Below are 14,657 nucleotides of genomic sequence, written 5' to 3'. Positions count from 1 at the left end.
AATGGAAACAATGGCTTATGGCTGAATGGAATGTCTATAATAAAAACTGTCCGACCCGTTTAGTGCTGGATCGGATTGCGGATAAGTGGACAGTACTTACTGTGGGGGCTTTGGCTGAAGAGACAAAACGCTTCGGGCAGTTACGTCGGGAGCTGGATGGTATTTCACAGAAAATGCTGACGCAAACCCTTCGAGGACTGGAACGTGATGGCCTGGTTAACCGTAAGGTCTATCCGACCGTTCCACCAAAAGTGGAGTATTCATTAACACCGCTTGGGCAAACTCTGATCGATTTATTAGATGGCATTAAAAATTGGTCAGAAGGTAATATTGAGTATGTACTGGAAGCTCAGCAGGCTTATGACACCCTACCGAATGAGTTCTAATATTTATAAAAAACCACTCGTTTTAATTTATTTACTGTTCATTTAATAGAAGTGCTGCTTCGCGTCTTTTATTGCTCAAATAAATCATGGCTATCGCGCCAATCAATAATATAGCCGCAAGATAACGTTCTGCATCAAGGGTGATTACGGCGTTATTCAGCCAGCCAAAGTGGTCAATCAATAAACTCATCATCAATTGGCCGGAGATAACCGAAACGGTAGTGCCTGCGATACCTATTCTCGGCACGGCGAAGACGACAACGACCATATATACCACACCGAATAACGCACCGATAAGTTGCCATTTCGGAGCGGTGAGTAGTGTTTGATCGTGGGGAGATTCAAAAAAGAAAAACAGCAGAAAGGTTATCGCAAAGCCGACAATAAACGTCAGCCATGAGCTGGCGATGACGCCGACTTTATTACCAAGATTACCGTTTATTGAGGATTGCACCGATAAAGCAATGCCGCCGAGTGTAAGCATTAAGATGGTTAATGTGAATGTCATCATGTGTTCCTAACTTAATAACCAAAGAGCGGACAGAATCATGACGATAGCCATGATGCGATAAGGATCAATGGATCGTTTTACCGAGCCCAGTAGACCGTAGTGATCAATGACCAGACTCATGGCGATTTGTCCCAGTAACACGCTGGTCATGGTGACACCGAGACCAACAATGGGCGTGCCAATTGTCAGAAACACTACATACAACGGTCCTAATACGCCGCCAGTTAATAACCATTTGGGTTGATTAAACAATTTGTTGAGATCGGTTTTGACAAAAAAGATCAGGATCAGTGACAAAATAATTGAGCCGATCATAAAGATGGATAAGGTGGCCGCGAGATGACCGACTTGAATACCCAATGGTCCCAGCAATCCGGCTTCAATGGACAACCCCATCCCAGCGATGAGTACCAATAGGTAAATAATGATCTGCACGAATGTCGTTTCCTGAGTAAAAGTTGTGGTGATTGTCTATTGATGCTTAAATTCAATCAATAACGTAAATAACAATAGATAATTGCACTATGAGCATGAATGTTTTGAAAGTATTTGTGGCTGTGGCACAGGCAGGTAGCTTTGTAGCTGCTTCAAGAGTATTGGATTTACCGCCTTCATCTGTTTCACGTTATATCGCTGGATTGGAAAAATCATTGGGTCAGCGGTTGTTTTATCGTCATACTCGAGCGGTCAAGCTAACGGAAGTGGGGGAGATCTATTTTGCTGAGGTCAGAGAAGCACTGATTAGTATTGAACTGGCAACCGAGCTTGCTAAGGGAAGTGCTTTGGTGCCCCAAGGCAATCTAAAAATCAATGCTCCAGTGTCTTTTGGACGATTGCATCTAACCAAATTACTTCACAAGTTTCAGCGACAATATAAAGATATAAACATCGAGCTGGTATTAACAGATAGTTATATTGATCCGATCATCGAGGGCGTGGATGTTGTAATCCGTATTGGGGGAATGGCCGATTCCAGTTTGAACTATAAAAAAATTGCCAATGAAAAGTATGATTTGTGTGCTGCACCTGAGTATGTGGATTCAATGGCTGAGCTGTCAGAACCAAAGGGGCTGATTCAGCATAATTGTCTAATTTATAAGGGCAGTATGGGACGGCGGAGCTGGTTTTTTAGACCCAATGCAGAGGCAAAATTTGAAGGCATTGAGGTCACCGGAAATTTATATAGTAACAATGCCGATATTCTGGTTGATGCGGCCGTTGCAGGGCAAGGAATTGTGTTGTTCCCACGCTGGCTGATAAGCAAGTATCTTCAATCCGGTGAATTGGTGCCTTTACTACAATCATGGGAAGCATCAGAAAAAGCCGAACCACAAAAGATTTATGCGCTTTATCCAGCGAATCGGTTGAAATCTTCTAAAGTCAGATATTTTCTAGATGCTATGTCAGGCTACTTTGGCGAAGAGAAACCGTATTGGGATGCGTAAAATCAATTAAAAAATAGTCATTTATGCTTCAGCTAGCGTCATGGCTTGCTGGTAATTTCTCAAACCCATTTTATCAATTAACCCTAGCTGTTGTTCCAACCAATGGGTGTGATCTAGTTCGGTATCTTCCAGTTGTTTAAGTAACATCTGGCGTGTTTCGTAATCATCTTCTTTTTCACACAGCGCGATACCTTCCCGCAGATTTTTGACCACAGCGTATTCCAGATCCAGATCGTTTTGCAGCATTTCCGGTACGGTGTGACCTACACGTAACGGTTCGCGGTGTGTCAGGTCGGGCATGCCTTCCAGAAACAAAATACGCTTGATCATCTGATCGGCATGGTCGGTTTCATCCTGCATTTCATGAGAAATACGGTTATATAATCGTGTCAGCCCCCAGTCTTCGTATATTCTGGAATGAATGAAATATTGGTCCATCGCGGTCAGTTCACCGGCGAGGAGGTTATTAAGTAAATCAATGACTTTTTGGCTGCCTTTCATAAGCGTTTTCCTTTTGGTAATCAAGTTTGGGCTGAGGCGTTATTTTATGTAAAGCTTGACTCATCAACTGGCACTTGTCACGGGTATTTGCCAATTTAAACAAATTTGTACGGCAAAGCTTGCAACACACTTAAACCAAAATCCGTTTTGTGATTTCAAACATACAAATTGACAGAATTGTTACATTTCTTTACATTATGCAAATCTAAATCACTATCATTTAGCTTTAATAAATCGTTTGGGAATCTGTAATGTATCCATCTGTTCAAAAAAACCGGTTGTTTTGTGCCCCGGCCGTCTTAGCTATGTTCGTATTTACAGCTAATGCTATCGCTGAAGAAACCGAAGAAAAGTCTCTTGATTTGCCGACAGTAGAAGTAACTTCGACTGGTGCTGATTCGTTAGGTTATATCGAGCTGGAAGAAGAACCAGTTGTTGGTAAATTAAATGTGCCGATAATGGATCAGCCATTTTCGATGTCTATTATCGATGATGATTTCATGAAAGATACTGGTGCAAAAAATATTCAGGATGCTCTACAGTATACCTCCGGTGTTTACTCTGGCGCATTTGGTGCTGATACCCGAATCGATAGTGCTAAAGTCCGCGGTATTTCCCCTGGCCTTTACCTTGATGGTTTAAGACAACTCTATGGTTCGTATAACAGTGTTCGAACCAACGTTTATGCATTGGAAAGTATTGAGGTACTGAAAGGACCTTCATCCATGTTATACGGACAGGGGGATCTGGGTGGTGTTATCAATTCGGTTTCAAAATTACCAAAAGCTGAACAGCAAGGTGAGATATGGGGACAATATGGTTCTCATAATCGTAAGCAGATTGCATTTGATGTGACTGGCCCTGCGACAGATGACGGCAAACTGCTGTATAGAGTTGTTGGTTTACAACGAGATGCTGATACTCAGGTCGATCATGTTGAAGATGATGGTTATGTAATTGCTCCATCTATAACATGGCGTCCCACAGATGACACAACATTTTCTTTCTTATTAAATCGCCAGGAAAATAGAGGCCAGGTTTCTGCTCAGTTTTTGCCACAAACCGGAACACTTGATCGAGGACCTTTAGGTTATGTCGGTTCAGAAACCTTTGTTGGTGAGCCTGACTGGGATAGATATGATAGAGAGAAAACGGAATTAACTTTCTTTTTTGATCACAAATTTAATGATATTTGGTCATTTTCTACTACCGCTCGTTACACAGAATCTAGTACCAAAACTCGCGAGCATTGGGCCAGGGTGGGAGCAGTTGTTTCTCCTGAAGGCAATATTGCACGAAGTATTCATACAGCTGATCGTCAAACTAGAATTTTTAATCTGGATACGCGTCTTTCAGGTGTCTTTGATTTAGGGATAACCCGTCACAACCTCATTATTGGCTGGGATAGACAGGATGCACTATGGGAGGAAGAAAATTATATTTCTAATTCAACCGGTGGTGGAATTATTAATCTTTATGATCCGCAATACGGAAACTTAAATACTGCAGCCCTAGCGAATCCGGTAGATCGTGATGATAATGAAATACAACAAGTTGGTATCTATTTGGCTGATCATATTGAAATTGGAAAAGTGGTTTTATCGGCTGGTTTACGACGTGATTTCGCTAAAAACCGGAAACTTGCTGTAACCGGACCCAATACTACCAGTGATGAACAGGAGACAACCGGCCGTATTGGTTTGATGTACAGGTTTGATAATGGTTTATCTCCATACATTAGTTATGCCGAAGCTTTTAGCATGAACCTCGGTACTGACGGCACCTCGGCAGCCAATACCTTAAAGCCAACTACGGGCGAGCAGGAAGAAATCGGTATTAAATATCTGTCACCTGATAAAACCTTGGCTATGACGATGGCCTATTTCGATATTACGGAAACCAATCGTATCGTTCAGGGCCAGACACCTGGTGGTGTTGAACAGGTTGGGTCAGTGATTGATGGCTGGGAACTGCAAATTAACAAACGCTGGCAGAACTTCGAAACTCAATTTGCTTATACCGACTTAAACGCAAAAAATGATAATACCGGAGACCGACTGTCTGCTTTGGCTGAGAAAACTGGTTCATGGTGGAATAAACTCTACCTGGGTAATCATTGGCGTGTTGGTGCGGGCATTCGCTATATTGGTGATGTTGTAGGAGGCGGAGGTGCTCCGGAGATTCCTTCTGAAACGCTATATGACGCCATGATAGGTTATGCCGTAGGTGACTGGGACTTCACTGTTGATGCAAAAAACCTGACCGATGAAGAATTTATTTCCTGGTGTCGTGGAGAAGGTTTCGATTGTGGTTACGGCGAACGTCGTAGCGTAGCTGCTAATGTGCGTTACAGCTTCTAATTAAACCAAAAAAGAAAAGCCCCGAAAGGGGCTTTTCTTTTTTAACAAAAACCATATCTTGGTTCTACGTGAACAGTGAATTATCGATAATAGCGATGCTCCCGATGTCCGTAATTCCGATGATTTCCTCTGGATTCGTAGCGATAATAATCACGGTGATTACCGTGTCCACGATAGGATTTCGGATGATGTTTGTACTTTGAATAATATTTTTTGGGCTGGTGGTAATGGTGTTTATGTTTTGAATAATATTTTTTCGGTTGCTGATAGTGATGTCTGTTATAGCTGTATCGCGGATTATGCTGCTGCACAATATACCCATGATGGCGATGCTCCACATAGCCGGTTGGATACCCAAGCCCGATATTTATTCTGACATCGGCTCTGGCCTGATTTACTGAAAAACCGATGATGAATAATGAAAACATCAGCAGAATGAATGTTTTGGTAATTTTTGAATTAGACATTGTGCTTACCTCACTTTAAAGAGCCGTGTAACTGATAAGCAGATTAGGTCTTTTCTTTGTAAGTTTGGTTCAAGCTATGTAAATGTAGGTAAATATTATGAAAAAAGCAGAGCTTATAATGATTATTGGTCTTTTTTCTATCATAACTCGCTATTCAGCTTATATAGGCTGCTAATACAATCCAAGTCATCGCTTTAGCCTTTTGTGCTGCCGTTAAATCACCCTGGACATGAGCCATCACAATAGCCCCTTCTTTTAACAGGCTAATTGATTCGGTGACATATTGAATGGCTGACTCGCTAATTCCCAGGGCACGAATCTGTCTTTTAATTAAGCTGTTAACTCTGGTTTTGTGCTCTTGGCATTGAAGATATACAGGATGATTTGTGTCGTTGTATTCCGCACAAGTGTTAATGAAAAAACAACCATGGAAATCTGTTAGCACATCGACACGGTTATGCATCCAGTCATCAACAGCATCAAATAATTCATTAAGCCCATCATAGCCTGGTTTTACCTGTTCAAGCCGCGATGCTAACCAGTTGTAGAAATTTTCATCACGATATTCGACTACTGCCTGTATTAATTCTTCTTTACTGGCAAAGTGATGATAGAGAGTTTTTTTCGCAATACCGGCTGTTTGCAGAATCTGATTAATCCCGACAGCATGAATACCATTTTGATAAAACAGATTAAATGCGGTGTGTATTAATTGCTGACGTTTATCCATAGTGAATACCCATAAAAACTCCAGCAAGTTTGACAGAGGTATACTGATCTGTCTATTCTTGAAGTAGACAAGTCGGTATACCTCAAATTAGGAGTGAAACAATGCAACAAAATGAACAAAAACCTCCATTTCCACCGTTTACACTCGAGACAGCAAAACAAAAGGTTCGAATGGCTGAAGATGGTTGGAATAGTCGTGATCCGGAAAAAGTTGCTTTAGCTTACACCGTCGATAGTCAGTGGCGAAATCGTTCGGAATTTCCAGTCGGACGTGAACAGATAAAATCTTTTTTACAGAAAAAATGGCAACGCGAAATGGAGTATCGATTGGTAAAAGAGCTGTGGGCTTTTACCGAAAATCGGATTGCGGTTCGCTTTGCTTATGAATGGCATGATGAACAAGGGCAGTGGTTTCGTTCTTATGGTAATGAAAACTGGGAGTTTGATGAAAATGGGTTGATGAAAACCCGTTATGCCAGCATTAACGATCTGCCTATAAGTGAAGCTGAACGCAAACTGGTTTGGCCACAGGGCCGACGTCCGGATGATTATCCTGGGCTCAGTGAGATGGGACTATAAATAGCAATATTATCTGCTAATCAATCAGCAAAAATCTCTATAATCCATAGGTAACTCACTACCTAGAGAGAAAGTTATGGCCAGTGTTGGTTTACTTGCATTAATTGATGATATTGCCACGTTACTTGACGATGTAACGCTGATGACAAAAGTCGCGGCTAAGAAAACAGCCGGTGTATTGGGCGATGATCTTGCCTTAAATGCTCAACAGGTAAGTGGCATTGATGCCAGTAGAGAATTACCTGTTGTCTGGGCCGTGGCTAAGGGCTCTTTGATAAATAAATTGATTCTGGTGCCCGCAGCTTTAGCAATTAGCGCTTTTTTACCATGGCTGGTCACCCCGCTAATGATGCTGGGAGGTTTATATCTTTGTTTTGAAGGCGTTGAGAAGTTGGCCCACAAGTACATTAATGATGAGGCAGAAGACGACGCGCATCATAATGAATTAGTACACGCTGTGACGACACCAGAAATTGATATTGCTGAATTCGAAAGGAGCAAAATCAAAGGGGCGATACGTACAGACTTTATTTTATCTGCAGAAATAATTGTTATTTCATTAGGAGTTGCTCAAGGCGCTCCGATAATGACACAAACTATAGTGGTTTCACTAATTGCTTTAGCAATGACCATCGGTGTTTACGGCTTAGTCGCAGGAATTGTCAAATTTGATGATGCCGGATTGGCCCTGATTTCCAGCGCAGGAAAAGACTGGTTCGCAAAAATTAAACGTGGAATGGGACAGAGCATCTTATGGCTTGCTCCTAAATTTATGAAATTTTTATCCGTCGTTGGGATGCTGGCAATGTTTCTGGTTGGTGGTGGAATTTTAGTGCATGGTTTAGCTTTTCTGCATCATTGGCTGGAAAGCCTGAGTGTAGGAAATACGGTGGGTGATTTTATCCTTCCCCAACTGTTTAACGCAGGCACGGGGCTTATTGCAGGGGCTATAGTACTGCTACTGATTCAAGGACTTAAACGTGTTGTGAGATAAAGAGTTTTAACCCAACAGAAAGTATTTGATGCGGGCACACGTTTGAATTTTATTTTGCATGAATATTCTCCCAAGCTTGTATAGGAAAAATACATTCCGTATAAAGAAGTAACTTATATGCCGGAATAGTATGGAATACGATTTTTCTGGGGAGGGATAATCTTGGATAGTCTTCAGCAACAGCAGTTTGCCATTAATTTGATGGAGCATTTAGTCACAGCAACCTTTGTGCTTGATGACACGGGAAAAGTGATTATCTGGAATAAAGCCTGTGAACGGTTGACCGGGATTAAAGCCTCGGAAGTAATTGGTACCGATAGCCACTGGCAGGCATTTTATTCCGAAAAACGACCTTGCCTGGCAGATCTGCTGGTGCAAAATCGTATTGATGAGCTCGATGAACTGTATGTTTACCATGCTGAGCCTTCAGCCTATGGCAAAGGCTATCAGGCAGAAAACTGGTGTTATCTTCCCCGTATACACCGAAGGCTTTATATCGCTTTTGATTCAGGCCCAATCTATGATTTTCAGGGCAATCTGATTGCAGTAGTCGAAACCATGCGGGATATGACGGAATATAAAACAGTTCAGTCCGCACTGGAAAAGTTGGTAGAAATAGATGATCTTACTGGCCTTTCAAATCGACGTTATCTGGCAGAACATCTGGAAACAGAATGGTCGGCTGCATTAGCCAATAAAAATCATTTTTCACTCATCATTGCGGATATAGATTTTTTTAAACAATTCAATGATACCTATGGTCACCAAGCCGGCGATGAATGCTTAAAATCAGTTGCAAATGTGATGCAGCAGAGTCTGCTTCGGGCAACTGATGTTGCCATTCGTTTTGGTGGTGAGGAGTTCTGCGTATTGTTACCGAATACCAGACCTAAAGATGCAATAGATATTTCTGAACGGATGCGTCAAAACATTTATGACATGGCATTAGCGCATAAAACCAGTAGCGTTGCAGATTACGTAACAATAAGTTGTGGGGTGGCCAGCATGGTACCTACCGGTGATAAACAGGCCGCAGACTTGATTAAACAGGCGGATGAGGCACTTTACCTGGCAAAAGCTGCAGGTCGGAATCGAACAGCAGAATATCAACAGGATTTATAGGTTTCGGTAAACCAATGCCACCTCTCGAAACTGCTCAACAATCTTGCTGATGGCGCGGAGCTGGGCTCCGCGCCCGAGCGCTTATCGTAACAACAAGAACATGGCCTGGTTATCCCGGACAATATTCAGTAATAATTCTGACTGATTAGAAACCAGTAGTTTGAATTGCTCAAGGTTAGTAACCGGTTGACGATTGACCGAGGTGACAATGTCATAACTGCGTAAACCTGCGACCCAGGCCGGGCTGCCTCGTTCAACCGAGTACAGCATAATGCCTTGAACTCTGCCGTAAGCAGGTGAGCTTTCTTCGATATCACCAAAGGTGGCGCCACGCAGTTTTGGATGTACATCGCCAGTTTGGATTTTCCTGGACTGGACTTCTGTCACTTTTGCCGTCAACGTCTTAGCCTTGCCATCACGGATGATGTCCAGCTGAATTGTCTGACCCACCATCAATAAACCAATGGTATTACGCAGGTTATCAGCGTTTAACAGCGAAACACCATCTACGGCTGTCACCACATCCCCCACTTTTAAACCGGCTTTTTCAGCAGCAGAATCTTTAATAACATTGGTTACTACGGCGCCGCCCCGATTGGCTTCAATACCAAATGCCTGAGCGAGTTCTGGGGTAATGTCCTGCATCTGCACACCCAGATAAGCACGACGTACCTCCCCATATTCCAGTAACTGATCAGTAATCTGTTTGACAAGATTACTCGGAATAGCAAAGCCGATCCCTACATTACCGGATTGATTTGGCGAAAAAATAGCGGTGTTAATACCCACTAATTCCCCCCGTAGATTAACTAATGCTCCACCCGAATTACCTGGATTGATGGAAGCGTCCGTTTGAATAAAGTTTTCGTAACCTTCAAGCCCCAAACCACTCCGTCCCAAGGCGCTGACAATACCGGATGTCACCGTTTGTCCCAGGCCGAACGGGTTACCAATAGCGACGACAAAGTCACCTACTCGCAGTCTGTCGGAATCCGCCAGTGGCAGAGCGGTAAGATTTTCGGGTGGAATACGAATCACGGCCACGTCGGTCGCGGGATCGCTGCCTACTACTTCAGCCTGAAACGTACGGCCATCGTGCAGGGAAACGGTGATTTCATCGGCACGCTGAATCACATGGTTATTGGTTAATACCAGACCTTCTTTAGCATTAACAATAACACCACTTCCCAGACTTTGGGCTTGACGAGTACGGGGTTGCTGTTGTTGAGGTAAATTAAAAAAACGTCGGAAAAACGGATCATTTAATAATGGATTATCCTGAATTCTGACTTCACTCCGTGTGGCAATATTTACTACTGCTGGTTTGGATTGATCCAGCATTGGTGCCAGCGTCGGCATTTGATTATCATCATCCAGCCAGGGAAATGGCAGGGCAGCGACGGCCACCTGTGTCAAAAGGGTTACACCGGCCAACCAGACAACAGCAGATTTCAGTTTTTTTATCATTTTGTCTCTACCTCAAAATGCTTATTCAATGTTCTCTCTTGGATTAAACGGAAGTTTTTCAGCCATTTGCTGATAAAACTTTTTCGCCTCGGCAGTTGTGGCCGGAGGTGTCATTATCTGTAAAACAACAAATTGAACACCAGGCGTTTTAGCAGGAAGCCCTCGACCTTTCAAACGCATTTTTTGACCACTTCGAGTGCCCGCCGGGATATTCAGACTGATTTTTCCAGCTAAAGTTGGCGCGGTAATTTTGGCACCTAATGCTGCCTCCCATGGCGAAATTGGCAAATCGAGGTAGACATCCTTACCTTCCAGCCGATAAAGCGAATGTGGGGCAATCTGGATTTCCAGATATAGGTCTCCCGGTTTACCACTCATTCCAGCTTTACCTTGTCCGCTTAAACGGATTTTTTTACCCGGTTCGATGCCGGCAGGGATCTTAACGTTAACGGTACCTGTTTGCGTGGCACCGGCTGGACGGCGGATGGACTTGTTCGCACCGTTAAATGCATCTTCGAGTGAAATAGTAATTTTGGCGTTTACATCCTCGCCGCGGGCGAAAAAGTTATCCTGTTGACCACCGCCCATTCCGCCCATGCCACCAAACATGTTTTCGAAAAAGCTGCTGAAATTGCCCTGACCAAAGCCACCGACATTTTCTTCCCAGCCTGGAGGTGGAGAAAACGATTGACCATGACGGAACTGTCCACCAAACTGGTCATATTGTGCACGCTTATCTTTATCGCGTAGCACCTCATAAGCCTCACCGACTTCTTTGAACTTTTCTTCGGCATTCACCTCTTTGCTGACATCAGGGTGATACTTCCTCGCGAGTGTGCGATAGGCTTTTTTTATCTCCTCTGGTGTTGCTGTCCGGCTTACGCCAAGGATTTTGTAATAGTCTTTGTATTCCATGGGCTCATTCGAAAAAAATTGATCTGGGTCATTAGATGGGGATGATAGGACGTTTTTCAACGTCAATTAAGGATTTTTCTGATGTGTTGTAAAAAGACAACATGAGAAAATGCGTTAACTTTTTACAACATACCGCTTAGGAATCATAGCTTATGCCGACCTTACGCAAATTACCGATTTTAATGGCCTTGGCCAGTATGAATATCGCCTTACCTGCTTATGCTCAGGAAGAAGAGGATTTCTCTCTGGACGAGCTAGTTGTTACCGGCACTCGCTCGGGAACACCAATTTTGGATTTAGCGGGTAATACCGGCAGAATTTCAGAAGAAGAAATCGATCTGGTGCGCCCGGATCACATCACCGAAATCGTCAATCGTGTCAGTGGTGTCAATATTCAGCGCGGTAATGGTCAGGAGCATCTGACGTCTATTCGTTCGCCCGTGTTAACCGGTGGTGCTGGTGCCGGGTCATTTCTGTTTCTGGAAGATGGTATTCCATTACGCGCAGCGGGCTTTGCTAACGTAAATGGTCTGTTTGAAGTTAATTATGAACAGGCTGGCGGAATTGAAATAGTGCGTGGTCCGGGTAGTGCTTTGTATGGTTCAAACGCAGTCCACGGCTTAATTAATGTATTAAGTCGAGCACCTTCTCTGGATCTTGAGCGCGAAATTGATCTTTCCATTGGGCCGCATGATTTGTATCAAATGAAAGGTACAGTGAGCGATACCATTGGACAACATGGTTACCGCCTAAGCGTCAATGGTACAACTGACGGCGGGTATGTCAGTGACTCCGGCTACGATCAGCAAAAAGTCAGCTTCCGTCATGATTATTATGGCGATATTGATAGCTTTAAAACCTTGTTCAGCCATACTAATCTTAATCAGGAAACCGCTGGCTACATTACAGGATTTAGAGCCTATGAAGATGAAAGTCGTTCGCGTACCAATCCTAATCCTGAAGCCTATCGTGATGCTAAATCGACCCGATTATCCACCGAGTGGGAACGACAGTTAACAGACTCCTCTACCTTTAGATTAACCCCTTATCTGCGTCATACAGAAATGGAATTTTTGATGCATTTTCTACCAGGACAGCCGGTGGAGAATAACAAACATAGCAGCGTGGGACTCTTAGCAGCTTATACCAAGGATCTGGATGGCGGTCACAAAGTTATTTTCGGTACAGATTTTGAATATACAGAAGGAGAGCTGTCTGAGGTGCAATTTAATCCAACCAGATTTGGACAGTTTTTACAGGGCGTCCATTATGACTATGAAGTGGATGCCACAGTCGTTGCCCCTTATGTGCACAGTGAATGGCAGGTATTGGACAGAACTCGTGTCACCGCAGGTGTTCGCTACGAATACACCAAATACGACTACACCAACAACACTGATTCACGCGAATTTGGTACGCGATATTTACGTCCAGATAGCGGTAAAGACACCTTCAGCAATTTAAGTCCTAAACTTGGTCTTGTGCAACAACTGACAGACAATACGGCCGCATTTATTAACTATGCACGCGGTAACCGTGCACCACAGACTACCGATCTATACCGTGCCCAGATAGGGCCTTCGCGAACAGGTGGGGCTGACTCTGAAACTATTGACAGTGTTGAGATCGGTGTTCGTAAAGTGGGTGAAGGCTTGCAGTATGAAATAGCTGCTTATCATATGAAGAAAGATGACTATTTCTTTACGGATACAAACAACGAAAATGTTCCTGATGGTAAAACTAACCATACTGGTCTGGAGCTTGGCATGTTTTACCCGTTTAATGAGTTGTTTGATATCGGTGCAAATGTCACTTTTGCTAAGCATGAGTATGACTTCAACAAGCCAGGAAGCGGTATCGAAAAAGGTGACTACTTAGTGACTGCACCTAAGCGAATGGGAAACATTCGACTGGGTTGGAATGTAACCCCAGTCACTCGTGCTGAGCTGGAATGGGTGCACATGAGTGAGTATTACATCACCGACGGCAATGACAAAAAGTATGATGGCCACGATGTGTTTAACTTACGGGCGTCTCACGATGTTACTAATAATCTGACGCTATACGGAAAAGTACACAACCTGTTTAACACTGAATACGCTGAACGCGCTGATTTTGGTGGCGGTGGTGGTGGCGATTATCGCTACTTTGTAGGTGAAAAACGTTATCTGCACGTCGGAGCGAGTTACTCCTTTTAAGACAACAATAAGCCAAAATAAAAAGCGGTGGTTGAAATATCAGCCACCGCTTTTTTTATGTTCTTGATTTAAATTCAGGACTGACGATGCGCTTTACGCGCTTCGAGCCGACGTAAAAACTCTCGCATAATATCGTCATATAAAGCTGGTCCCAGATAGGCATCTTCTACGCCGCTATCGATACTGGGGTTATCGTTGATTTCGATTAAAACTACACGGCTACCACTTTGTTTGATATCGATGCCGTAAAGACCATCTCCCACCAGTTTCGCCGATTTTGCGGCGATTTTAAGTACTTTTTCCGGAACTTCAGAAATAGGCACTGCGGCTGATTTACCGGAATCCGTACCTTTTTTGGTGTTGTGGTTATAAATCTGCCAATGACCTTTACTCATAAAATACTGGCAGGCATAAATCGGTTTGTTATTAAACACGCCGATACGCCAGTCGTAATCGGTAAACATAAATTCCTGCAGCAGGATGATTGCTGATTGTTGGAAAAACTCTGCGGCATTGCTTCGCAATTCTTCAGGATTGTTCACCTTAATAACCCCTTTGGAAAAGGCGCCATCCGGGATTTTCATTACCAAAGGAAAAGTCGCTTCAGCACAAATTTTTTCCAGACCGGTTTTATCATTGCGATAGAGCAAATGTGATTCCGGCATCGGCAAATTATGCTTTTCCAGCAGCTCCTTAAGATAGATCTTATTGGTGCAGCGGATGATTGAAGTCGGATCATCAATAACGACCAACCCTTCACTTTCAGCTCGACGGGCAAATTTATAGGTGTGATTATGTATCGCCGTGGTTTCACGGATAAATAAAGCGTCATATTCAGCAATACGTATATAGTCTCGCGGTGTGATCAGTTCGACATCAATACCGATACGTTTACCACTGGCAATAAAGCGTTTTAATGCGGTGGCATCACTAGGCGGCATTTTTTCATCAGGGTTGTGCAGAATGGCCATGTCATATCGGTA

The 14,657-nt window shown here is 43.4% G+C and carries 15 protein-coding genes; 7 read left to right on the top strand and 8 right to left on the bottom strand.

Annotated elements, in window-relative coordinates; translation table 11 throughout:
* The coding region (locus tag B3M51_RS13635; protein WP_349676750.1) for a helix-turn-helix domain-containing protein at positions 1-386 on the top strand (386 nt) is incomplete at its 5' end.
* Positions 387-417: 31 nt separating this feature from the next.
* Here B3M51_RS13635 and B3M51_RS13630 read toward each other — a convergent pair.
* Together B3M51_RS13630 and B3M51_RS13625 are read right to left on the bottom strand one after the other, a co-directional pair.
* Complete coding sequence (locus tag B3M51_RS13630; protein ID WP_292358466.1) at positions 418-894, bottom strand: DMT family transporter; 477 nt, start codon at positions 892-894, stop codon at positions 418-420.
* Positions 895-903: 9 nt separating this feature from the next.
* Positions 904-1,332, bottom strand: coding sequence for a DMT family transporter (locus B3M51_RS13625; RefSeq protein ID WP_292358464.1), 429 nt, complete (start codon positions 1,330-1,332; stop codon positions 904-906).
* Positions 1,333-1,421: 89 nt separating this feature from the next.
* On the opposite strand from B3M51_RS13625, the gene B3M51_RS13620 reads away from it, so the two are divergent.
* Positions 1,422-2,342: a LysR family transcriptional regulator gene (locus tag B3M51_RS13620; protein WP_292397685.1), complete on the top strand. Its 921-nt coding sequence runs from the start codon at positions 1,422-1,424 to the stop codon at positions 2,340-2,342.
* Between the two features lie 21 nt (positions 2,343-2,363).
* Here the strand turns inward: B3M51_RS13620 and bfr are convergent, their stop codons facing one another.
* Positions 2,364-2,843 carry a bacterioferritin gene (bfr, locus tag B3M51_RS13615; protein WP_292358461.1) on the bottom strand — a complete coding sequence of 160 codons (480 nt, stop codon included), beginning with the start codon at positions 2,841-2,843 and terminating at the stop codon, positions 2,364-2,366.
* Positions 2,844-3,148: 305 nt separating this feature from the next.
* Between bfr and B3M51_RS13610 the strand changes: the two genes are divergently transcribed.
* Positions 3,149-5,203, top strand: coding sequence for a TonB-dependent siderophore receptor (locus B3M51_RS13610; RefSeq protein WP_292759931.1), 2,055 nt, complete (start codon positions 3,149-3,151; stop codon positions 5,201-5,203).
* A gap of 80 nt (positions 5,204-5,283) precedes the next feature.
* On the opposite strand, the gene B3M51_RS13605 is transcribed toward B3M51_RS13610, so the two are convergent.
* Both B3M51_RS13605 and B3M51_RS13600 read right to left on the bottom strand, forming a co-directional pair.
* Positions 5,284-5,670 carry a hypothetical protein gene (locus tag B3M51_RS13605; protein WP_292482885.1) on the bottom strand — a complete coding sequence of 129 codons (387 nt, stop codon included), beginning with the start codon at positions 5,668-5,670 and terminating at the stop codon, positions 5,284-5,286.
* 154 nt (positions 5,671-5,824) lie between these two features.
* On the bottom strand, positions 5,825-6,400 hold the full coding sequence (locus tag B3M51_RS13600) for a TetR/AcrR family transcriptional regulator (protein ID WP_292482883.1): 576 nt from the start codon (positions 6,398-6,400) through the stop codon (positions 5,825-5,827).
* A 101-nt stretch (positions 6,401-6,501) separates the two neighbouring features.
* Here B3M51_RS13600 and B3M51_RS13595 point away from each other — a divergent pair, with 101 nt between their 5' ends.
* The 3 genes from B3M51_RS13595 (at position 6,502) to B3M51_RS13585 (ending at position 9,094) form a co-directional block, all read left to right on the top strand.
* Positions 6,502-6,978 carry a nuclear transport factor 2 family protein gene (locus B3M51_RS13595; protein ID WP_292482881.1) on the top strand — a complete coding sequence of 159 codons (477 nt, stop codon included), beginning with the start codon at positions 6,502-6,504 and terminating at the stop codon, positions 6,976-6,978.
* 76 nt (positions 6,979-7,054) lie between these two features.
* Positions 7,055-7,972 carry a DUF808 domain-containing protein gene (locus tag B3M51_RS13590; RefSeq protein WP_292482879.1) on the top strand — a complete coding sequence of 306 codons (918 nt, stop codon included), beginning with the start codon at positions 7,055-7,057 and terminating at the stop codon, positions 7,970-7,972.
* A 162-nt stretch (positions 7,973-8,134) separates the two neighbouring features.
* Positions 8,135-9,094, top strand: coding sequence for a diguanylate cyclase (locus tag B3M51_RS13585; protein WP_292482876.1), 960 nt, complete (start codon positions 8,135-8,137; stop codon positions 9,092-9,094).
* An 81-nt stretch (positions 9,095-9,175) separates the two neighbouring features.
* Here the strand turns inward: B3M51_RS13585 and B3M51_RS13580 are convergent, their stop codons facing one another.
* Both B3M51_RS13580 and B3M51_RS13575 read right to left on the bottom strand, forming a co-directional pair.
* Entirely contained in the window at positions 9,176-10,561 is a 1,386-nt protein-coding gene (locus tag B3M51_RS13580) for a DegQ family serine endoprotease (protein ID WP_292482875.1), read from the bottom strand.
* A gap of 21 nt (positions 10,562-10,582) precedes the next feature.
* A complete protein-coding gene (locus B3M51_RS13575) occupies positions 10,583-11,476 on the bottom strand; it encodes a DnaJ C-terminal domain-containing protein (protein WP_292759927.1) in 894 nt (297 codons plus the stop codon).
* A 152-nt stretch (positions 11,477-11,628) separates the two neighbouring features.
* Between B3M51_RS13575 and B3M51_RS13570 the strand changes: the two genes are divergently transcribed.
* Positions 11,629-13,674, top strand: coding sequence for a TonB-dependent receptor (locus B3M51_RS13570; protein WP_292482871.1), 2,046 nt, complete (start codon positions 11,629-11,631; stop codon positions 13,672-13,674).
* Positions 13,675-13,748: 74 nt separating this feature from the next.
* Here the strand turns inward: B3M51_RS13570 and B3M51_RS13565 are convergent.
* Positions 13,749-14,657, bottom strand: a 909-nt coding sequence (locus B3M51_RS13565; RefSeq protein ID WP_292759925.1) for an ATP-grasp domain-containing protein, incomplete at its 5' end; no start/stop codon positions are given.

Source organism: Methylophaga sp. UBA2689 (assembly GCA_002354555.1).
GTDB lineage: Bacteria > Pseudomonadota > Gammaproteobacteria > Nitrosococcales > Methylophagaceae > Methylophaga.
Note: the sequence above shows the minus strand (reverse complement) of the source record. Positions and strands in the feature narration are given on the sequence as shown.